General features: G+C 36.0%; 22 protein-coding genes. 6 read left to right on the top strand and 16 right to left on the bottom strand.

Going from position 1 to position 22,548, the window contains the following annotated elements; all coding sequences use genetic code 11:
* Positions 1-55 precede the first annotated feature (55 nt).
* The gene (locus GH741_RS22105; RefSeq protein ID WP_276608223.1) at positions 56-187 is read left to right on the top strand and encodes a hypothetical protein; all 132 of its coding nucleotides are present in this window, start codon (positions 56-58) and stop codon (positions 185-187) included.
* A 42-nt stretch (positions 188-229) separates the two neighbouring features.
* Here GH741_RS22105 and GH741_RS08530 read toward each other — a convergent pair whose 3' ends face one another.
* A complete protein-coding gene (locus GH741_RS08530) occupies positions 230-1,600 on the bottom strand; it encodes a GntP family permease (protein WP_153736377.1) in 1,371 nt (456 codons plus the stop codon).
* Between the two features lie 320 nt (positions 1,601-1,920).
* Here GH741_RS08530 and GH741_RS08525 point away from each other — a divergent pair, with 320 nt between their 5' ends.
* The gene (locus GH741_RS08525; protein ID WP_153736376.1) at positions 1,921-2,139 is read left to right on the top strand and encodes a hypothetical protein; all 219 of its coding nucleotides are present in this window, start codon (positions 1,921-1,923) and stop codon (positions 2,137-2,139) included.
* A gap of 64 nt (positions 2,140-2,203) precedes the next feature.
* Here GH741_RS08525 and GH741_RS08520 read toward each other — a convergent pair whose 3' ends face one another.
* Together GH741_RS08520 and GH741_RS08515 are read right to left on the bottom strand one after the other, a co-directional pair.
* Entirely contained in the window at positions 2,204-4,162 is a 1,959-nt protein-coding gene (locus GH741_RS08520) for an aconitate hydratase (protein ID WP_153736375.1), read from the bottom strand.
* A gap of 284 nt (positions 4,163-4,446) precedes the next feature.
* A complete protein-coding gene (locus GH741_RS08515) occupies positions 4,447-5,772 on the bottom strand; it encodes a hypothetical protein (RefSeq protein WP_153736374.1) in 1,326 nt (441 codons plus the stop codon).
* A gap of 368 nt (positions 5,773-6,140) precedes the next feature.
* On the opposite strand from GH741_RS08515, the gene GH741_RS08510 reads away from it, so the two are divergent.
* Both GH741_RS08510 and GH741_RS08505 read left to right on the top strand, forming a co-directional pair.
* Complete coding sequence (locus tag GH741_RS08510; RefSeq protein ID WP_153736373.1) at positions 6,141-7,337, top strand: MFS transporter; 1,197 nt, start codon at positions 6,141-6,143, stop codon at positions 7,335-7,337.
* A gap of 105 nt (positions 7,338-7,442) precedes the next feature.
* The gene (locus tag GH741_RS08505) at positions 7,443-8,162 is read left to right on the top strand and encodes a metallophosphoesterase family protein (protein ID WP_153736372.1); all 720 of its coding nucleotides are present in this window, start codon (positions 7,443-7,445) and stop codon (positions 8,160-8,162) included.
* A 53-nt stretch (positions 8,163-8,215) separates the two neighbouring features.
* On the opposite strand, the gene GH741_RS08500 is transcribed toward GH741_RS08505, so the two are convergent.
* Entirely contained in the window at positions 8,216-8,575 is a 360-nt protein-coding gene (locus tag GH741_RS08500) for a DUF4870 domain-containing protein (RefSeq protein ID WP_153736371.1), read from the bottom strand.
* Positions 8,576-8,750: 175 nt separating this feature from the next.
* On the bottom strand, positions 8,751-9,074 hold the full coding sequence (locus GH741_RS08495; RefSeq protein WP_153736370.1) for a DUF4870 domain-containing protein: 324 nt from the start codon (positions 9,072-9,074) through the stop codon (positions 8,751-8,753).
* A 178-nt stretch (positions 9,075-9,252) separates the two neighbouring features.
* Here GH741_RS08495 and GH741_RS08490 point away from each other — a divergent pair, with 178 nt between their 5' ends.
* Positions 9,253-10,182, top strand: a complete 930-nt coding sequence (locus GH741_RS08490) for a DMT family transporter (RefSeq protein WP_153736369.1) — start codon at positions 9,253-9,255, stop codon at positions 10,180-10,182.
* A 78-nt stretch (positions 10,183-10,260) separates the two neighbouring features.
* Here the strand turns inward: GH741_RS08490 and cyoE are convergent, their stop codons facing one another.
* The gene (gene cyoE / locus GH741_RS08485) at positions 10,261-11,181 is read right to left on the bottom strand and encodes a heme o synthase (RefSeq protein WP_153736368.1); all 921 of its coding nucleotides are present in this window, start codon (positions 11,179-11,181) and stop codon (positions 10,261-10,263) included.
* A 247-nt stretch (positions 11,182-11,428) separates the two neighbouring features.
* On the opposite strand from cyoE, the gene GH741_RS08480 reads away from it, so the two are divergent.
* Positions 11,429-11,626, top strand: a complete 198-nt coding sequence (locus GH741_RS08480; RefSeq protein WP_240795448.1) for a methionine aminopeptidase — start codon at positions 11,429-11,431, stop codon at positions 11,624-11,626.
* A gap of 77 nt (positions 11,627-11,703) precedes the next feature.
* On the opposite strand, the gene GH741_RS08475 is transcribed toward GH741_RS08480, so the two are convergent.
* The 10 genes from GH741_RS08475 to GH741_RS08430 form a co-directional block, all read right to left on the bottom strand.
* Positions 11,704-12,924 (bottom strand): CapA family protein, encoded by a 1,221-nt coding sequence (locus GH741_RS08475; RefSeq protein WP_153736367.1) that lies wholly within the window; start codon positions 12,922-12,924, stop codon positions 11,704-11,706.
* Between the two features lie 352 nt (positions 12,925-13,276).
* On the bottom strand, positions 13,277-14,230 hold the full coding sequence (locus GH741_RS08470) for a metallophosphoesterase (protein WP_153736366.1): 954 nt from the start codon (positions 14,228-14,230) through the stop codon (positions 13,277-13,279).
* A 116-nt stretch (positions 14,231-14,346) separates the two neighbouring features.
* On the bottom strand, positions 14,347-15,411 hold the full coding sequence (locus GH741_RS08465) for a YVTN family beta-propeller repeat protein (RefSeq protein ID WP_153736365.1): 1,065 nt from the start codon (positions 15,409-15,411) through the stop codon (positions 14,347-14,349).
* 73 nt (positions 15,412-15,484) lie between these two features.
* Complete coding sequence (locus tag GH741_RS08460; protein WP_153736364.1) at positions 15,485-17,284, bottom strand: ABC transporter ATP-binding protein; 1,800 nt, start codon at positions 17,282-17,284, stop codon at positions 15,485-15,487.
* Positions 17,285-17,296: 12 nt separating this feature from the next.
* The gene (locus GH741_RS08455; RefSeq protein ID WP_153736363.1) at positions 17,297-18,478 is read right to left on the bottom strand and encodes a nucleotidyltransferase domain-containing protein; all 1,182 of its coding nucleotides are present in this window, start codon (positions 18,476-18,478) and stop codon (positions 17,297-17,299) included.
* A 15-nt stretch (positions 18,479-18,493) separates the two neighbouring features.
* Positions 18,494-18,934, bottom strand: coding sequence for a lasso peptide biosynthesis B2 protein (locus GH741_RS08450; protein ID WP_153736362.1), 441 nt, complete (start codon positions 18,932-18,934; stop codon positions 18,494-18,496).
* Positions 18,935-18,953: 19 nt separating this feature from the next.
* The gene (locus GH741_RS08445; RefSeq protein ID WP_153736361.1) at positions 18,954-19,244 is read right to left on the bottom strand and encodes a lasso peptide biosynthesis PqqD family chaperone; all 291 of its coding nucleotides are present in this window, start codon (positions 19,242-19,244) and stop codon (positions 18,954-18,956) included.
* Positions 19,241-20,176: an HPr kinase/phosphorylase gene (locus GH741_RS08440; protein WP_153736360.1), complete on the bottom strand. Its 936-nt coding sequence runs from the start codon at positions 20,174-20,176 to the stop codon at positions 19,241-19,243. Before GH741_RS08440 ends, GH741_RS08445 begins: the two co-directional genes overlap by 4 nt.
* 79 nt (positions 20,177-20,255) lie before the next feature.
* Positions 20,256-20,411 carry a paeninodin family lasso peptide gene (locus tag GH741_RS08435; RefSeq protein WP_153736359.1) on the bottom strand — a complete coding sequence of 52 codons (156 nt, stop codon included), beginning with the start codon at positions 20,409-20,411 and terminating at the stop codon, positions 20,256-20,258.
* Positions 20,412-20,429: 18 nt separating this feature from the next.
* A complete protein-coding gene (locus tag GH741_RS08430) occupies positions 20,430-22,385 on the bottom strand; it encodes an asparagine synthase-related protein (protein ID WP_153736358.1) in 1,956 nt (651 codons plus the stop codon).
* Positions 22,386-22,548 lie beyond the last annotated feature (163 nt).

Below are 22,548 nucleotides of genomic sequence, written 5' to 3'. Positions count from 1 at the left end.
GATAGTGATTGGAGCGAAGTGCAGTCGACTCCTGCGGGAAAAGCAAATGTTTTCGATGGGACGAGTAATCGCAGTCCCAACAACTGAAAATCCCACAGGAAGCGATTTTCTTCCGAGGAAGTTGAAGCGTTGCCCGCGCAAAGCGACTGCACGGAGCGGAAATCAACTAGCAATTACAACTCAATAGCAACAAACTATACAAAAAGAAAATATTACTTTCAAGTTCATATTAAACAAAAATCATCCATAACAAGAAAGTCACAGTAATTGCAACCAAACCTTGAACTAATGTTCCAGCTGTTTGCGCTTTATAGGCTTGTGTTACTGACATTCCACTGAATTCTTTGACAACCCAGAAATAGCTATCATTGACATGAGAAACGACCATTGCACCAGCACCTATTGACATTACAACTAAAGCAAGTGGCACTGCACCTTCAATACCTACCTGAATTAGCAATGGAGCTACTAATGTTGAAGTAATAACTAATGCTGCTGTTGACGATCCTTGTGCAGTTTTTAGTGCAGCAGCAATTAAAAACGGAATGAAAATGAATAGAGCTCCAGTGAATATTCCTTTGTCCGCAAAACCCTGAATAAAATCAGCAACAGGTGTCGCTTTAATCACAGAACCAAATGCTCCGCCAGCCCCTGTAATTAGCAAGATAGGAGCCGATTCCTTAATTCCTACACCAATCCATTTCGTAAGTGTTTCTTCATCATACGATGGCATCAAGATGAAAGCGAATAGTACTCCTATCAGTAATGCTACGATAGGTGAGCCTAGAAACAAGAATACATTGACTAATGGTCCACTTAACTCCATAAAGGTTAAAAATGAGCTAAATGCTATCAACAAGATTGGTACAATTATTGGTGCAAAGGATTTCGATGCTGAGGGCATTTTGCCAAACTGCTCAACAATTTCATCATAACTGAAAGCCGCATCTGTTTCATTAGCATCGTCTTCCCCTTCAACTTTGATTTTGGTACCAACCTTAATCGCCCATAAATAACCAGCAAAAATGACTGGAATAGCGACAATTAATCCCATCAAAATAACAGTACCCAAGTAATTTTCCGCGCCGATGTTTCCAGCTGCCGCTATCGGCCCTGGTGTTGGTGGTACTAGTGTATGAGTCGCAAATAAACCAGTAGATAAAGCAATCGCCATTGAGGCAACTGTTACCTTAGCTCTCTTAGCAAGTGCTTTTTTTAGAGAAGATAAAATGACATAACCTGAGTCACAAAATACTGGGATACTAACTATTCCACCTATTAAACTCATGGCTAATTGCGGCCGTTTTTCCCCTACTAATCGAAGCACGACCTCCGCCATCCTAAGGGCGGCTCCTGATTTTTCGAGAATAACCCCAATAATTGTACCAAAAATAATTACAAGACCGATACTGCCCATTAATCCACCAAATCCACCATTAATGGCAGCAACTACGTCCGCCAATGGCAATCCGGCAATGATACCAATTGCAAATGAGGCTATTATTAATGAAATAAACGGATGAAGCTTTAATTTAGCAGTTGAAAAAATTACAAATAAAACACCTAAAACAATAACAATAATAAGACCATAACCCTCCATGCTCTCACCCCTTTAGAATTATTAAAGAATTTAAGAATACCGTTCTAGTTCTACTACCTTCCCTTCTCCTAGTTTTAAGAAATACCTATTTATTGTGCAATCATGCAACTACTAATAAGTTGTACTTGTTATCATTAATATGAATATTAATTTTTAATATGAAATAAATATTTCGGAACTATAAAAATAAAAAGTAGACTTCATTAAATAAATCAAATAGTTTAAAAGTCAAAATATTACAAAATTCTCTTTATTTACATGGATATCAGTACTATACTGAACATATGCTTAAATATTATGGAATTTGAGAGGTGTTATTGATGAAGAATTCAGGTTTAGCGGCGGTATTATCTTTTTTATTTTGTGGACTTGGACAAATTTATAACGGCCAAATCGGTAAAGGAGTCGGATTTATTGTTGCCTATGCTATTTCAGGGCTTTTGATGTTTGTCCTTATTGGGTTCATTACAACCCCTATCCTATGGATTTGGGGAATGGTTGATGCTTACAAGGTAGCAGAAAAACTGAATCAAAAGTAAGACTATATAACATCAACAAAAGCAACCAATGAAAATCATTGGTTGCTTTACAATTCTGTCTAGACTATTTGTTATTCTGTATCTTTCTTTCCTTCATCCAGTTAATTAAGCCGCCATGTAGCATCATATCCACTTGTCTTTCTGATAATGCATGACGTACAGCTATCTCATCTCCCTTTTCTTTAACAGTGATAGTAAATTCACTTGTTTGCTTAATTGTATCTCTTAGGTTGGTGAACTTGAGCACATCCCCTTGCTCTAATTTGTCGTAATCCCCTTCATTTACAAATGTTATTGGTACAACACCAAAGTTAACAAGATTTTGCCAATGGATTCGAGCAAAGTCTTTTACTAATGCAATCCGTAATCCTAAAAACCTTGGCGCTAGAGCTGCATGCTCTCGGCTTGATCCTTGACCATAGTTAAAGCCGCCGACAACCGCATGACCACCGTGATTACGTGTATTCATGCCACTGTCATAGTATGTTTCGTCGATGATTTCAAAGCAAAACTTGCTGATTTCTGGTAAGTTACTCCTAAACGGAAGAACACGAGCACCACCTGCTAATATTTCATCCGTCGAGATGTTATCACCCATTTTCAAGAGAATTGGTACCTCTAAATAATCTGGTAATTCGTCCATCTCTGGGATTGAAGCAATATTGGGCCCTTTATATAACTCTACTTCTCTCGCCTTTTCAGGTGGTAATGGTTCATCCAATAGATTGTTGTCTATCTTTGGATTCTTAGGATTTTTTAATTGTGGGTAGTCCATCTCAAGTGTTCTTGGATCTGTAATCACACCTGTTAACGCTGAGGCAGCAGCAATCTCAGGACCACATAAAAAGACACTGTCTTCTCTCGTACCCGACCTGCCTGGAAAGTTACGCGGCGTTGTTCTCAAGCTGTTACGTCCAGTAGCTGGCGCTTGCCCCATGCCGATACAGCCATTGCACCCGGCTTGATGTAATCGTGATCCGGCTTGGAGTAAGCTTGCTAGATGCCCTTCTTGCACTAAATTAGTCAACATTTGCCGAGAGGTTGGATTCACATCAAGTGATACACCATCTGCAACCTGCTTTCCTTTTACGATTTCGGCAACCATAGCAAAATCTAGAAATCCTGGATTTGCTGAAGACCCGATATAAGATTGGTAGATTGGCTCTCCTGCAACCTCACTTACCGGAACGACATTGCCTGGACTGGATGGTTTAGCAACGAGTGGTTCTAGTTCCGATAAATTGATTTCTTCATCAATGTCATACCTGGCACCTTTATCGGCCTTCAATTTAATCCAATCCTCTTCACGTCCTTGATCCCTCAAAAACTTTTTAATTTTTTTGTCCGATGGAAAGACAGTCCCAGTCGCACCAAGCTCAGCGCCCATATTTGCGATTACATGGCGATCCATCGCATTTAAATTCTTCAATCCAGGACCATAATACTCAATTACTTTACCAATACCTCCTTTAACATCATGGCGCCGCAACAGCTCGAAAATGACATCCTTTGCTCCTACCCAATCTGGTAATTCTCCGGTTAATTTTACACCCCAAACCTCTGGCATTTTCACATAAAATGGCTCTCCCGCAATTGCCATTGCTACATCAATACCACCTGCTCCCATCGCCAACATCCCCATACATCCATTTGCACATGTATGGCTATCAGAACCAAGCAATGTTTTGCCGGGCTTAGCTAATCTCTGCATATGTACAGGGTGGCTAACTCCATTTCCTGGGCGGCTATAATATAATCCAAAACGTTTTGCTGCACTTTGCAAAAACAGATGGTCATCAGGGTTTTTACTATCAACCTGAATTAGATTATGATCAACATATTGAGCAGATGCTTCTGTCTTCGCATAATCCAACCCCATTGCTTCTAGTTCCAGCATCACCATTGTACCGGTTGCATCCTGCGTTAATGTTTGATCGATTTTCAGTCCAATTTCACTGCCCGGTGTCATCTCACCAGATACTAAATGATCTTTAATCAGCTTTTGCGTTACATTTAATTTCATGTTGTCCCTCCTTTTTTTGGGGTATCCATGTTGGATACGTATTTCTGTTGGAGATAGAATTAATTTGACTACTTATAACACGTATACCTCTTTTAACAAATATATAGTCCTGAATTTCCAATAAACTTTTTTAAGGCATTATCCCCGATACAGCTCAAAATTGATTAAGACCTTGAATAAAGTTTCTAGGATAAAGGGAAATTCAGATGAAAAAGTCTAAAAACCAAAATAAAAAACCCGTTATCACACCAATGAAAGGGCGACTTAACGAGTTAATACCTAACTTATAATTCCTTGTTGTTTTTTTTATTTTTTAACTTCCTAAGGATATCCTGTCCCTTACTAGTATTTACAATAGTACCGACCTTGCTCTTTGTCTTATTTTTATAATAAATGATTATTTCCTTACGTCTTAATTTATTAGTAACCCTTTTAAAATTAGTTTGCTCAAACCAATTAAAAAAGTCTAATGTAAATACAGTTAGTCCCTCTTTTTTTGATGGAATATGACTCTGAATCTCCTTATAGTGAAATAAATTTTCTGGAGTTACCACACCATCATTTTCGAGGTGATGGCGCATTCTATCAAGGGTTGTCGCATCAACATGCTTAAACCCGTGCTTCGAAGGGTCTAGTCCCTCTAACAACATTGATATCATCGTTCTAATGCATTTCTCACAGTTGGAACAATTATGACTTATTTGAGTGTTTTGGCACGCTTTAATTTTCAAAGTAGAATCATACGTCTTTATATAGTTGCTTATTAAAGCTATCTTTTCATGTCTAGTCAATACATATCCCTGTGGGAAGACTTGAAGTAAGTCACTTCCCCAGCTTATATTACTCTCTATTTCTATATCTGAACCGAATGGACTTATAAAAGAAGGTTGATGAGTTGCACCGATATAAAGCTTTGTTATTTGATGATGATAAGCAAGTGGTGCGGACAATCCAATTATTCCTAGATCATGTTGAATTTTAGTCCACCAATGGCCACCAATCAATTCCTCAAATGATCCATTCAATTCTTCATAGTTAATCATATCTCTGAAATTGGATTTAATTACACTTACCTTGGTATCAAAACTAGTAGCAAAATTCCTTAACTCCTCTGATACAGCCTGCCATGCTTCCTGATTAGTCACTTCTGTTTCCGCACCCCATACTGAAATCAATAGAGGCTCATCATCTCTTCTCTGAATGGATGACGCTACCGAGGCAATCCCATTATTAAAGAAAAGAGCAGACTTAGAGTTTTCCTTAAGATGCGTATCATTATTAATAATAAGATTAGGAGTCAAATCACTTTCACATAAAAAGCTTGGATACATGCTTTTAAAGTAATCTTTCAGCACATTTAGACTCTTATAAAACTGCAAATCTACTTGTCCACAATAAATAATAGAATTGGTAACCCACGCTATTGGAGTAACATTTGCTAGAAAAGGAATAATCAACAAACTTTCAGGTACATTTTTGATATCACTATCATATTTTGCTACAAATCTATTACCATTGATATAATTAGCAATTTCGCCCTTACAATGATAATGGACAATCAACTCCCTGTTTATGACGGTAACTTTATCAACAATGATTTGTGATTTCATTTAACACACTTCCCTTCAAAAATAGTAACTCCGATCATTAGCGTTTTAAAAGCATCAATGTGGTAGGGTTTTTACATCCCTCTAGAAATCAAGCAAATAACTACCAATCTATGTAACTATCAACACTTGTTCTTGATAAAGAACATAAAGAGCAAAAAAACAGAAAATCCAGAATAAGTATCTCTATTAATAATACTATAACTTCATAACATTCTCAATAGAGAATATTATCTTGTTTTGTTCGTTTTATTCTGATACGAAAGGTATTTTTAAAAACTTACTCTTTAACTAGATAAATTAACCTCGTGACACCTAACTATTTCTCTTGTATAATATATTTCGAGTGTCGAAGGAAGGGGTAAAACATAATGGAAAAAACAATTGAAAAACCCCATGTAAAGGATGATAAAATTTGGACAAAAGACTTTGCCCTCATCTGCATGGCAAACTTTTTTATTTTCTTAGGTTTTCAGATGACACTTCCCACACTTCCATTATTTGTACAACATTTAGGTGGAAGTGATCAATTAATTGGTGTTATTACAGGTATTTTCACTTTCTCTGCGTTAATTTTCCGGCCATATGCTGGTCACTCATTAGAATCTAAGGGTAGACAGTTTGTTTACATGATTGGATTAGCTATTTTCGTGCTTTCCGTCGGTTCGTACGCAATTGTTCCAAGTATTGCCTTTCTATTTATGATGCGAATTGTTCAAGGAATAGGGTGGGGATTTTCGACAACTGCTACAGGTACAATTGCAACAGATTTGATTCCACCTAAGCGACGTGGGGAAGGGATGGGTTATTTCGGTTTATCCGGCAACATTGCCCTCGCGTTCGGTCCAGCATTAGGGTTAACACTAGTTGGCCACATTTCATTTCCTCAGCTTTTCTTAATTTGTGCTGCTCTAGGTGCGGTTGCCTTACTGTTATCTTCTCAAATAAAATATAAAAAAGTAGAAAAATCGGAACATAAATCGGTTGCTCCTAAATTTGATATTTTCGAAAAAAGTGCAATCCAACCCTCTGTCCTATTATTCTTCATTACAGTTACTTTCGGTGGCCTTGCTTCTTTTCTTCCACTGTACACTGCTGCCGAAGGGATTGATGGCATCGAAATGTACTTCTTACTCTTTGCAATTTTTTTGATGATATCAAGATCGTTTGCCGGTAAAATATATGATTTAAAAGGGCATCTAATAGTTTTTTTACCAGGAACTTTCATGATTCTGCTAGCGATGCTCCTTCTAGTATGGCTTCCCAATTCACTCGTGCTCTATATCGCAGCAGCTCTTTATGGCTTAGGGTTTGGAAGCGTACAACCAGCATTACAAGCTTGGTCTGTTGAGAAGGCTCCTAATAATCGAAAAGGAATGGCAAATGCAACATTTTTCTCCTTTTTTGACCTTGGTGTCGGCATTGGAGCCATTGCATTCGGACAAATAGCCTATTTATTCGGTTATAGCTACATCTACCTTGGATCAGCAATTTCTGTGTTTCTATCCATGGTGCTATATGTAGTGTTGTTGATTAGAACAAATAGAATTCAAAATTCAATAAGCTAACAGAATGGATGCCTTTTTCCAAAAAGGTGTCCATTTTTCATTCCCTTTAACCTCACCATCAATTAATGATATGATGAAAGAAAAGCTAAAAGAGGAGCGTTTACAATGAGAATAGCCTTTATTTCGGATATACATGGAAATGCAATTGCCTTAGAAGCTGTCCTTGAGAATATTAACAAGAAACAAGTAGATAAAGTACTAGTACTGGGAGATATTGCTTATCGAGGTCCAGAACCCAAACGTTCAATTGAATTGATACAAAAGTTGTACACAACCGTTATTAAGGGAAATGCTGACGAATGGATTGTCCGAGGAGTACAAGAAGGAGAAGTACCTAATAAAGTACTAGAACTAATGAACAAGGAGCGTAATTGGACTGTTTCTCAACTGGCTCAAACTGATATTGATTATTTAGCTAATCTTCCCACGGAACTAGCATTTGAAGAAGAAGGTATTTCATTCCATGCCTTTCATGCAACACCTAATAGCTTATTTGATGTGGTACTGCCAAATACTGCTGATGATAAAATAGAAGAAACAATGATGACCGATAAGACCGCGGACATTTATCTTTATGGCCACATTCATAAACCATACATCAGATATATTAACGGAAAAACGATAATCAATCTTGGTAGCGTTGGCCTTCCATTTGATGGACAGGCAAAAGCATCTTACGCGATTGTCGATATTAATGATGGCAGTGTCAGTACTTCGATTGAGCGAGTAGCGTATGATTTCGAAAAAACAATCGCTAAATATAAAGAAGTAAATTACCCAAATACGGACATGATGGAAAGCATTATTAGAAAAGGAAGCTTATAGACAGATAAAGATCGGCACCAATTCTGGTGCCGATTTTTTAGTTACTAAACCATTTACTTAATCAAATGTAGTATAAGTGGGAAGCGATACTTTTCTCCTTGATAGGATTTCACTGCTGCTACGATAGTGAAAATTGTTAACAGTAAACCAATTATTGAAAACAGTATGGCTGCAGTTATAAAAATAGCTAAACCGCTACCTACTATTAAATAAATAATAAGGAGTAGAATACCACTTACAACAGAGTAGATCAAATAAGAAAAGAACAGATTCCAATATTCTTTCCCATGATAGTTAACAAAATCTGACGTTTCCCTTTTAATCAACCAGATAACCAATGGACCGAGGATTGGGAAAGGGAAACTAATCAGATAGATTAACATCCCAAACAGTTTTTCATCTTTAGAAACCATGAAAATTCCTCCTTTATTTACTACAATCAACGGTAGTTAACCTTATAGTTAGCCATTCCCGTACCACTTCAGATTCTAAACATAGTGGAAAATTAAGATGCTCTTTACTTCATAACAAAAGGCACTATCATTGATGATAGTGCCTCCATTTTTTAATCCACAAGGTTATAATAAGTTACTTAACAAAACGGATAATTAGTGGTATTCGATATTTTTCACCATTATAAGATTTTATTGCTGCAATAATAGTAAAAACAGCTAACATAGTACCGACAACTGGTAACAGTACAACCCCTATTAGAAGTAGTAGAGATAAAGCACTTACCGTCAAGTAAATCGTGTATGATATTAATAAATTTAAATATTCCTTGCCATGATATTCAATAAATTCCGATTCTTCCCTTTTCATTAACCAGATAATTAGTGGTGCAAGAATTGGAAACGGGAAACTAAGTAGATAAATTAACATGGCATAAAGTCTTTCATCTTTAGTACTCATTTTTAACGCCTCCTTTTATTCATTATAAACATACATTCCAAGGATAAGAAAACTATTATGTATTAATTTACTATTTAAATTACTTATACTAAGGAGCTTAACAACTATTTAATACATTTAGGTAGTAACCACTTCAATAACATGCGATAATTACTAAATATTACTTACACACGAATGGATGAATCTTACATTGAAATTAATTTATTACTTAGGACTTATTTTAGTATCAATCATATGGGGTATCAATTTTGGCGTTTCACGCTGGGCAATGGAGGTTTTTACAGCCGAAATCTTCGTACTACTTCGATTCGGATTAGCCCTACCGTTTTTATTTATCATTTTAAAAATTACTGAGGGAAATATAAAAGTAGAAAAAAAAGACCTTATCCGTCTAGCTGTCATTGGTTTCGTTGGGGTAACAATTTTAGAATTACTTGTCATGTACGCAATCAAATTCACGACCCTAGCCAACGCATCTTTACTAAACGTAGCACCGTGGCCAATTTTTGCGGCTCTATTTGCTCCTCTATTTACTCGAGAAAAAATGACCCTTCGATTAGCAACCGGTGGATTTGTTGCGTTAGTAGGGGTAACCCTTATTATTCTTGGAGGAAAAGATGGATTCGACCTTAGTTCAGAGTATATGCTTGGTAACATTCTTGCACTATGTATTAGTTTAATTGGGGCACTATTCAATCTTGCTTGTATGCCTCTGATGAACAAATATTCACCTATGCGTGTAACAACCTGGTATATATTATTCGGATCTCTGTTCTTGATTCCTTTTACATTTGGTGGGTGGTCAAGCATAGAGTGGACTCAACTTTCCCCTATTACATGGGGTGCCATTGCCTATAATGTAATTTTATGTACTGTTTTTGCCTTTGTCGCTTGGAATTTATCAATGAAACATGTTGGTGCAACAAAGGCTAACTTCTACCGGTATTTCGTGCCAGCATCAGCTGCTGTAGCAGGAGTATTGTTCTTTAACGAAGCTATCTCATTAGCACAAATTTTTGGAGGACTAGTTATTGTTTTGGGACTAGTTTGGATTGCAACTGAACGAAAAATAGTCGCACCACCTGTCGCAAAAGGAAATGCTAGTTAAGACACTTCTCAATTGAAGGAATAACAAAACTGGCAAGTAGATTCTGTCTACTTGCCAGTTTTTTATTAATCTATCAATTTAAAATAAGGTTACAACGATCATCATTACAAACAAGATCATTAGGTAATTTACCGAATACAAAAACATCCGGTGCGCCCATTGGAAATCATCTTTAGTAAAAAATCCAGTAATACCAAGAGCTAACCACCCACTATTAAGTAACGTAGCCACTATTATAAATAAGTTGCCTAACGATAGAATAAAAAAGGGTAACGGAAATAAGCAAGCAATGTAAATAACCATTTGGCGTTTTGTAATTGCAAACCCATGTACAACAGGTAGCATCGCAACCCCCGCAGCCTTATATTCTCCAGATTTTTTCATCGCTATTGCAAAGGTATGAGGAATTTGCCAGATAAAGATAATCAAAAATAAGATAATCGGAACAATGTGAAAAGCAGAATCAATTGCTGCCCAGCCAATCAATGGCGTAACGGCTCCAGAAACACTCCCAATTACAGTATTCAATGTATATTTTCGTTTGGACCACATCGTGTATAACACAACATAAGTAACCCATCCCACAAGAGCATAAATAGCAGCTTCAATAGTTGTCATGAGAAGAAGAAGCAGCCCTAGAACACTGATGGTTATACCCATCCACAAAACAACCTTTAAAGAAATCGTCCCAGTTACAGTCGGGCGATTTTTAGTTCGTTCCATGACAGCATCAATATCGGCATCATACCAATTATTAAGCAGTAAAGCACCTGCCATAATTAGCGTGCTTCCGATGATTGTTAACAAAAGTAGATCCCAATTTCCTAATAAGGAGCTTTCGGTAAAATAGAGCGCTAACCAAAAACCTGTAAAAACAGGAAGAACATTGGATATCAGTACGATTGCTTTGAAAAGGGATTGTATGTCCGCGATTAAACTTGTATTTGGTTCAGTTGAATTAGGGTCTTTATTTACAATTGATGAAGAATTTTTCTTCATTTTGTTCACCTCAGAAGCTCTTTTAATGACGATTACATACTATGGTTAATTCTACTTCAACACATAAACATTTTCCACGTTTTCCAGTTTTTCTTCCGTGGTTATAATCGTTTTTGCTTCATTTAATACAGTTAATACAGCTTTTCAGGTCAAAAGTGCTCATTTCAAACTGTGACGAGTGTCCATTATTCCATCAATGGAATAAAATAATCATAATAGCACATAGTAAAAATTGAGGTGATAAATGATGGGAGTACTCAGTAAGCTATCCGATTGGGCAGACGGAATGTATCAGAAAAAAGTAGTTAAAATGGAGAAATTGGGAAAGTGCCCCGATTGCAACGGAATGGGAATTCCAATAATGTCTTATGAACATTATTATGGCAGTGATTATCATTGTCCAGGTTGCAATGGAAGCGGGTTATTTGAAGATTGGATGAAATAGTAGAATGCCTGCCTATTTAATTTGAAATCACTCTCAGTTACAGACAAAGCAAGGCTCTTTTTAATGGTGATACTACTTCAATTAATAGATTTAAGATTATATTCATCTTGAATTTCAACTACTTTAAATTGAGAACCAAAGAAGGTATTAACCATTTTCTCATTATCTGAAAGCAACTTTTGTCTTTCATTTTCATTTTCACAGTTTCTGATTAGGTCATTCACAAGAACTGTTTTGACTTTATCTTTACCAAATGGAATTGATTTAATTACTGAAAATGTAGTTTTTTGAACTTTAACTTCATTACCTTTTTTCGAAAGATATACATTGAAAATTACCGAGTAATCTGCCATTTTATTATATGGCTCTTTATAGACACCAGCTATTCCTGAAAAACCACCAAGTGAATATGCAGTTATTTTTTCTTGATTGTTCCCTTGAATTTTACAATGGTGAACTACATGTTCATGATTACCAATCACGGCATCAACACCTTTTTTTAACAAAAAGTTTGAAAGCTTCTGTGTATAGGTAGTTGGAGAATCATTATACTGTCCTCCAGCATGCATAAGCATAACAATATATTCCGCACCATCTTCTTTACATTGTTTCAAATCTTTTACCAATTGTTTTTTACATTGAATACTTCTTTCTTTCCGCTCATATACTGGTTTCATAAATTGCTGCGGATTTAATAATCTACCGAATTTATTATAAATACGCGAAAACAAATTAGCAGGATTATGATATATTTTCCTAGTTAACCTATTATTTAACTCTTGTTCCTGGAATAAATTGACCATATATTTTTCTTCTTTTTTAAGATAGACATTGTTGGCGAAAGCATTTGTACCATATGTATAAGAAAGAAATCCAATCTTAATTCCTTCTATTTCTTCTATTAGATATTTCCTGCTATCCTTATCCGAATTCGTGCCAACGTGCTTTAATTCTATTTCGTCTAATTGTTTTATTGTGTTCCTTAGTCCTTGTACACCACGGTCTAAACAATGATTATTAGCAGTAGATACCAAGTTAACACCTGATCTTTTTAATGACTCAACAAATTCTTTTGGTGTATTATAGCTATATTTTTCTGTTGTGTATCCTAACTCTTTTCCAGCTATTGGGGTTTCAAGATTTGCAACAACATAGTCTGACTTTCCAAGATGCGTTTTAATATCTATAAAGACTTCATTGTAGTCATATTGACCATTACTCAATTCATGTGCAGGTATCTGCTTTGATTCACACATTACATCCCCAACAAAAGTCAATTTTAATTGTTGATTGCTCATATCGACTAACCTCCTTTTAATAATCGTTGGATAGGGACATGTTGAATTTGTATTTCCCAATCGTATGCAAGAAAAACAGTTCCTTCAACTTTCGTCACTCTAAGAGCTTGTTTACTCTGAATGACAAGTATTTGCACACCTATCTTTTTCCTTCAGCAAGTACCAATTGATTGTTAATCCGCCATCACTAGATCCAGCGAATTACTACTATTATATTGAATTTTTTGTTCATTTCACTTTCACATTAATTTTTCTCCACTATTAAATTTTAAAAATGAGAACAAATATTCAACATATTTAACAGTATATAAGCTTAGTCATTCACATGTTTAAACACGACAGGCATCTAAGTCTAATGACTTTTTTTAAATTTCAATACATTTATCTCAGGTGAATTTAAAAATCGAAAATCCAAATACGAGACCGCATCACTACTTCCAAGGCCTGCACTTACATATTGCTTGAGACCCTTATATTCCCAAAGTCCTTTTACACGATTTTGCGGAGGGAAAAAACTATCCGAGTACCATGGCTCTGGTACAAATAAAGCACCTATAAATGGCAGACGAATTTGCCCTCCATGGTAATGACCTGCTATCACTAAATCAAAATTCCGCATTTTCAAAAGCGGCCTTTCATTAATTTGGTCAATTCTAGCATCAATTGCGGGATAATGGCTAAGAGCAATTAACACATTCTTGTCCACCCCTTGATCTAAATATTTCATTTCCTCTAACAATAAACTTTGATAGGCAATATATTGATTGTCTTGAATATATGACGGTTGTGGTATTCCCTCAATCGTGCTTACTTTTCCATCCATAATCGATAATTCAAAATTAACAAAATCAATAGTTTTCGTTCCAACTTCAACTGTGTAAACTGATTCCAAAAGTTTTACCCCTCTGTCTTCCAATCCATTAATAAATTCACTTTTTTCTACTGTTAAGTGAACATAATAACTATCTGGATCGGTATTACCTGGTATAAATAATGCTGTTTTTTTATTTTCTATTCCTTCTAATACCTCATAAAAAGGTTGATAAGTTGCACTTTCTTTATTTTCTATCATATCTCCTGTAAAGAGTATCGCATCATATTTGATAGAATTTATAGCTTTAATTAACCGTTCTTGGTTTTTTCCAAAGTTTTTTTCATGAAGATCAGAAACTTGAAGGATAGTGTAATTTTCCAACTCGTTTGGAAGATCTTCTATAGGTATATCTTGTTTAACAACTATTATTCGATTATTGTCCCATACAGTATAAACAACTAAAAAAAACATTAATAAAATGGTACCTTTCAAAAATTTACCACCTAGCTTCTTCAAGACAACGCTCCTTAATTTACAAAACACCGACCATAGATAAGTGAATGTTTTGTTAATGAGTTATCAAGACTTTTTTATGTCTATCAGCAAGCTTACCTTAGTTGAATCCCATGTGGAGTACTCCCTACCACTATCTCTTCAACAAGTTCCGTTGATTCCAGATTAATAACAGCAACTTTATTTGTACCACCAAGTGTTAAATAGACCATAGATTCGTCGCCATTAAACGAAATATGTTTAGGTGCAGCTAAATCATCGATTTTTTCAATAATCTTACCTGAAACTAAATCAATAATACTAACGCTGTTTTCATTTTTATTTGTTGCAATCAAACGTTTCTCATCATCAGTTATCACAAAATCAGTTACGTCATCACCTGATTTGATTTCATTCACCTTTTCACCTGTATTTGTATCAAATACTTCCAGAGCACCATAGCTACTTGAAGCAACATAAAGTAAACTACCATCCTTACTAGTTCTAGATACCATTGGAGCACCACTGACTTTATAAGTTTTAATTATTTGATCATTTTCAATTGCGTAAACTAGTTGATTTGAATGATCAGTTACATATAGTTTATCCCCATCAAGAGTTGGATAATTGGTTCTTGCACCACTTCCTAAATCAATTTTTCTACTCACTTCTTCTTTTAGCGTATCAATCACATAGACATATTGATCCCCTACCGTCGTTACATAAAGTTGTTCCTTATCCTCTGTAAGTACTAGACCATGAGGATCAATCCCAACTTCAATTTCCTTTATCATCGTGTATTCGTCTAAATCAATTACACCTATACTATTTCCATTACGTTGCGTAACGAACGCCTTCTCTTGTTCTTTTAAAAATACAACATTCGCAGGTCTTTCGCCTGTCTTTATTTCACCAGAAACACGATTAGTTGGCAGTTCAATAATTGAGATAATATTATCATCTTCACTTGGAACAAAAAGTTGATTATTACTATTTTGTACAGGGGTGTCTGTTGAAGCTTCCTCTGTTTCTATTGTTTCTTCTGATGTTTCCACAGACTCCTGAGCATTTTTTTGTTCTAGTTCATCTTGTTGGTCTGAATCATCTTCTGTAATTGACGAACAGCTGATTAATAGCGTTAAGACTGCACATTTTAAAAAAACTAATAGAGTTTTTTTCATTAGATCTATCCCTTCTATAACTATAACAACGATTCCAATATTTTTATAAATTTACCCAACTCATATTGAAATTTTAATTGGTTGCTTTCAATTGATTCCCTAACAGGTGACTGAACATACTTCTCTTCTCCTCAGCAAGCTGGGCAAATTCTCCGATTTGGACTATTTCTCCTTCATCGAGAACGACCACTTGATCAGCGTTACGGATTGTCGATAGCCGATGAGCAATAACAATGATGGTCATGTTCCCTTTAAGTCTCTCTAATGCCTCTTGGATCTTCATCTCATTTTCTGTATCAAGTGCACTTGTTGCCTCATCAAGTACTAATATAGAAGGCTTCCGTAAAATAGCTCTTGCCAAAACAAGTCGTTGTCTTTCTCCACCTGATAATCTAATTCCTCGGTCACCTATTAAGCTATCTAGTCCGTCAGGAAGCTTACTAACAAATTCAGCAGCTGAAGAGAATTCTAGTGCTGACCATAACTGCGCCTCTGTTGCACTTGGTTCTACTAATGTTAAATTATCCCTAATGCTCGTATTAAATAAGAACGGTTCCTGTGCTACATAACTAATCGATTGCCTCAAAGCTGTTAAATTCTCACTTGTTAGTGGAGTGTCATCAATCAGCACCATTCCTTTCTGTGGTTGATTTAAGCCCATCAATAAGTCAATCAAGGTGCTTTTCCCAGCTCCTGATTTACCAACAAAAGCCGTCATTTGATTAGATGGAATGGAAAGATTAATATTGTTTAAAGCGTATTTCTCGGCATTCTGATTGTATTTGAAGCTAACATTCTCGCAAGAAACGCCGATTCTAATCTCAAGTGGTTTAACAGCCTGGTCAAACTTAGTAGTAAACTCCTGGACATTTTTACATTCATGTTGCAAGGCTTTTACTGCTTTGAAAGCCGGTATCATGGTCGCAATTTGCTCCATCGAAGCTTGAATTCCCGCAACTCGTGGCCATAGCCTCGAAAATATGACAATCACTAACATCAATTGGCCCGCCTGAGCGTTGAATAAATTTACAGCTATTAAAATAAATCCTGCTATCAATACGGCAGATGCGACTTTATAGTATAACTGTGAAGTACTTTTTAGTTTCGTGTATTCAACTTGTTCTGTCTGCATTCTATGTGTTATCGAGCTGTACCAGTCCATTCTCGATTCTTCCAACGTATTACTCTTTATATCTTTAATTCCATTAATCTGATCTGTAATTCCTGATAAATAACTTCTACCTAGTTCATAATTCCTGTTCCCAAGTTCCAACGAACGGGTAAGAAACTTACGATTAAAAAAGATAAGCACTAACCCACACATCAGTACAAAAGCAGTTATAGTTGGTGATAGAACAAAGGCAAGTATGATTTGCATACTAGTAAATACCAGTGAAGCAACAAACTGTAAAAATGAATTCGTACCTGCACTTGCGCGAGCAATCTCTGCTGTTAGTAGGTTAATTAAATCTGATTTCCTATTTTTGATATAAAAATTCCAATTGGCATGGAGGAGCAGTCCGTAGGTTTCTAATCTGACATGCCTTAAAAACCCATGTTGGATAATTGCATTCTTAACTGTAATTTGCCGGTTCAACACGTTTTGACTTATGACAATCAACACGTAAATAGCTAATATTGAAGGCAATGCTATCGAACTAGGTATGCCTTCCAGTAGACTGAACAAGTTGCCCACAATCGGGATATCTCCTCCACCTAAATCGACGATTCCGCTCATACTTATCATTGGAATGAGCAGAAGTATCCCAACACCTTCCAATAAACTAATTCCCATCATTGCAAACATATTTATGTAGAGAGTTTTGCCCGAATAAGTATGAATTTGTTTCAAAAAATACAAGATATGCCGCATTCGATTATCCCCCTAGGATAAAGCTTGTTGCCTCATTTTTCTCCACGCCCATAATAAAGGCCTTAACGGAAAATAAAGAAAGTGAAATTGCTTTGGTAATGGTAATGTATGAGCATCCTCTGGATACGGATGAAAAAAATTTACTATAAATACTATTTTTCGTTGAACTGACATTAATGAAAACAAATAACGTTTATGATAAACAGCTATTTCGTTTGGAACTGGATTGGTATGTAAGTTAACCATCTGTTTAAAGTAAAAAGTCGCTTGTTGTGCCAATTGGCTTTGTTTTTCTCCTAATAATAAAGAGGTCATGTTTTCACTGATTTTCGAACCCAACAGCTCCGAAGCTAGAATCACAGACTGACCACCTTCATTCTGAAAATGGTAGGTTCTAAGTAGCTTACCAACTTTAGGCCAATCTAGTTTCTGATTCAACAGCTGACTGATATCGAGTAACCAGCGCAGCCTGGACCAACCATGCCTAGCACCGTGGGACACGAGCAATAAAAATAAATCTTCTTTACCTAGTAGATAAACGGGATAGCTGATAAGTGAGCTTCTTGTTTTTCGTTCCCACAACTGTTCAAAGCTCGGTTCTTTACTTGGCCCTGGATTTAATCTCCAATGTATTTCTAGTTTCAATCTTTTTTCTGGATGAATATAAGTAACATGGTGGTGACGCCATTTCCAATCGTTTAACACGGTTTGAATATAGTCGTCTTTTTCGTACCCTAGATTCTCGAGCAGTCTTTCCGCATTCTCTAGTTTATTAATTGGAATTAGAATATCTAAGTCACTCGAGGTTCGAAGAGAAACATCTCCGTACAGCTCTTGGGCAAGTATTGGTCCCTTCAGAAACAGAGACCTGATTTCTCCTTGATTAAATAACTTACTGATTTGCTCCATTTCAGCACTAAGTAACAACATCTGGAATGTATTTTGCTTATATTTTTGTTCGATGTATTCTATAACGAACTTTGGAATCAAGCCTTTTTTAACTAACTTCAACTTACGATATAGAAGTGGATAAAGACGATGATGATTCACTAGATTGATAAATAAATTCCAGTCGACATTTATTAACAGTTGGGGTTCAATTAGAGGGGCATACTCATCCCTTTTCAGGAATTCGAGGATTAAAAGTAATTCTTTCGATATTCCTGCTAACTCGAGACGATATTTGTTATCCATTTTTTCTCCTTCATTTTAAACGTTTTTTGCAAATTTACTAACGACAGTAAATTGCTCCATTACTTCTGATCCAGTAATATAATACGAACCGCTTCGTAACCATGCATGTGCAACTAACTTCCCGGACTCATCTTTTGCAGTCCCTAAATACAATGTGCTCTCCACATTACGTTTCTCCAACATTTTCATTGCAGCAATTGCTTTAACGAGACATTGACTCTCCCAAAAGGTGTAGCGGCTCATCATGTGGATTGCCTGAGAAACACTGCTTAACAATTGTTTGTTCGCTAAATCATTATTTCTCGTGGTCTCTTGCATTTGGATGCCCAAGGAAGGAGCTACCTTTGAAAAAGGTACATTTTTTAATATGCGAGCCCATCCTAAGTAAAAATAAGATTCAAATAATAGCAGTTTCAATTTTCGATCCATTAATAAAAAACTCTTAAACTTCCTCATTTCTTAATTCCTTCCTTAATTATGATAGTTGAATCAATTCTTCGTTTGCCAACATACCTAAGAACGAAATGACCTGATCCCGACATTCGCTTTCTTCAACATCATACTGAGAGAGTAAAGATTCAATCAATTCCTTAACGGAAGTGGGGTCCTTAATCTGTTCCCAAATTTCCCCACCCATTTCACCTAAGTTATAGTACTTGCCTTTGTGGATACTTAACATTACTTTCTCTCCATCCATATTACTTACAATGTTTCCTTCACCTTGTTTAACAATCTGATTAAGCGAAACAGCTTGATGTTCAATCATAAATTTGGTTCCTCCTTTTTTATCTCCGTCAAAATGACATCCGTTAATTCATTGGCCGTGAAACAAGATGTAGGTCGTTCTAACCGAAATAAATCGATTTTATTAGCAATCTTAGTTGTAGTATCAAAATGCCATTCCATCAAACCCGACCTCTTAATCAGAAAGTTTCGGTACGTGTGAACAAACAAGGTATGAAGTCGTTCGAGGGCAAGAACCGGTCGTATTTTGATTTCTTCAGTTTCTGTTTTAACTAATTCTATAACTCCTGCAAGCGGCATCGGTTCATGAGCAAACTGGTCTGGAACCGGGACAGCAAACTTGGTCTCTCTATCAATAATTGGACGTAGCTGACTTGATTCCATTCCAAACTCATTCAAACTTTCTTGCCACAACTTTTGTTGCGGGTATGCAGGCGTAACATACGGGATGTTTTGATTAGATAGCGTTACTGGAATCACATCATCACTAAGTAACTGATAGCCTTTTTGTAGAAAAGCCGAAGCAAGTGTTGATTTCCCAACGCCGGAATCACCCACAATTGTATATGCCTTTCCATCAATGGCAATTGCACTGCCATGTAAGGGGAGGATATTCCGTTGCATTAAAAGCGCACCCATGCAGGTTCCAAGGATATAAAGCCTAATTTGATCTTCCTGTACTCCTTCCAAAGGTGAAAAAGTAATTTCTTTTCCATTTTCAATCAAAAAGGTGGCCACCCTAGGCACTTGAAATAGAACAACATTTTCTTTAACAACAAAGTACTTATTTGGTACTGCTAATTCAGCCCATATAAACGATAAATCAGACTTGCTTATTAAAATATCCACTAGATTATCCCTGGCACTAATTTGAGGTAACTCAGGAAAATAGAGTTCACTTGAAACATTTAGCCCGAATACCTTGTATATAATCTTGTTATCGGTAACTGTCATCCAACACCCATCCCGTTTAATAAAACCCTTATACTTTACGTATAAGGGTTAAGTAATAATTTCATTTCCAAAAACTATCCTAACTACCTAAGCAACTTGCATTTGACCTTCCTTCATGTGTCTCCTCACGGCCATCAGAAACATCAAAGCAATCCGCGTTCGCATTCCCTGGTCCATTCATTGTCATGCTTACATCAAGAACTTCTAACAATGGCTTTTTCCACTCTCTCTTCATCATTATCACCTCCCCAAATCAGCCCATATTCTTCAAAAAACGGTACACGATTAAACTACGTGTTAGAACCTTAAAGTCATTTTCAAATATTAATTCCTGCCTTGGTTTGGTCCCTATCCTTGATAAGCAATTTCTAATCACATTTAAATCTAGAAATTCAGAAACTAGAGAGTCATTGCTTAGCTGTTGTAATTCATCTATGAAATAGTCCCAATGTTTAGCAATACGATGAATTGTATCTGCCCCTTGAATCCCACGTGTATGATAGTTAAGTCTCACCTTATCAGGAAGAAAATCTTTTGTAGCTCTTCTAATAAATGAACGTTCCATTCCATTTAGAACATATTGTTCCTCCGGTATAGCTAAACAAAACCGGATAACATTAATATCGTTTGTTGGGTCACGATTCCACAACGAGTAACGCAAGGATAATTTTGTTTCTGCAACCCCACTTTTATTCCAAACATGTAGTTGCTTGAAGTAGTTCTTCCTATATTTTGTTAAATCTTCAACGGGCCCTGATGTTGGGTCAAGACCATATTGCTTAAGCCTTTCAATTACATTCGTCTTGTTAGCAAATGATGGATTAATTATAGTAGGAAATTCATTTCTAAATTGATGACTTTTTTTAGTAGTCTTATTCAATATGGTTGGAAATGCTTTCTTTGCAACAATAGGAAGTATATCTGACTTTCCCATATGATAATTCTTAGTGTAGTATTCTAGTTCGCTATTAAGCTTTAACCATCTCATTTTTTTAAATAGTGAAGTGTAATAGTTTACGTTCAGCTTCGATGAGCCCCAAGAAATGGAGTGGTTTCCTCTTGCTCCATTTAAAAGAACTTTAATCCCTTGTTTGTTAGCTATTTCGTTAATTCCTTTTAACCAAAATGAATTTTCAAAAAACTTGTAAGGCATTTCCATAAGCTTGGTGAAATCATCCACTTCAGTCAAAGGGTCCATTCCTTCAAAACTCAAATAGTTATCTGTAATATTACCTACATAATCTACCGTTTCTTTTACCAATGAACTTTCGTCTGCTTGATAATACTTCGGTGTCCAATCTGTAAAACTATCTTCTGCTAAGTAACTATACGTGTGTAATTTTTTATTTTGTTTTATAAGGTTATTTGAAGCAAAACTAACAACTGTTCCAGAATCCAAACCGCCACTCAAATGTGATCCTACTTGCCCGTGTGTTCGCGTCCTAGCATAAATTGCTTTTTGAAAAACATCACAAAATGCTTCCCCATACTCCTCATTTGACCCAAGCTTTAACTCTTCATTAACCTCTATCGTGCAGTACCTCGATACAATAACTTTCCCATTAATTACAGTGATTGTATGGGAAGGAGGAACTTGTGAGATAGATTTATATACTGTGATTGACATGTCTACTGCTTCAATAATCGTTGGTATTGCAAGAAATTCAGCTAGCCAATCTTCATTTAGTTTCTTTTTTATGTAAGGGATTGTGAATAAAGGTTCTATTGTAGTTGAAAATGCGAACTGTCCATGGTCAGTGTGAAAATAAAGAGTCCTTGCACCAGAGAAATCTCTAGCTCCAAATAACTTCTGCTTCCTCTCATCCCATATCATAAAAGCAAAATCCCCATCCAAATACTTTACAACCTCTTCGCCCCACTTATGATAAGCTAGTAAAATTAATTGGCTATCAGGAATTAACTTTCTTTGTGATTGATCAATTTGTAAACTATTAAATAAATCTTTTCGATTATCAATAATTGCATCTATGGTAATTGCCAACTGTCTTTCATAGTCATAGTATGGTAATTTCTCACCAACCGACTCTGGTGTTATCCACTGTGCATGGCAGCCAAGGAAGACATTTTTATCATTCCAAATCTGAACCTCGTCAGCTGGATAACTCTTCAGGGATTTCATCATATTTTGCATATATTCTACAGCGACAGGTTCATGATTACTGTTATGGATACCAACAATTGCGCTCATAGATTCCTCCTAATAACAGTCAACACCACTTACATACGTTATATAGAACGACGTGATTTCGAAACACATATAAACATAATCACACATACCTTTGGCTAAGTAATTATCTTTGTTTTTTAAAAGTTAGCATAATTATATTCTCAATAAAGAACGTTCTATTTCA

The sequence above is a fragment of the Aquibacillus halophilus genome (assembly GCF_009649745.1).
GTDB classification, from domain to species: Bacteria; Bacillota; Bacilli; order Bacillales; family Amphibacillaceae; genus Aquibacillus; species Aquibacillus halophilus.
This window is presented reverse-complemented; position numbering and strand designations above follow the sequence as displayed.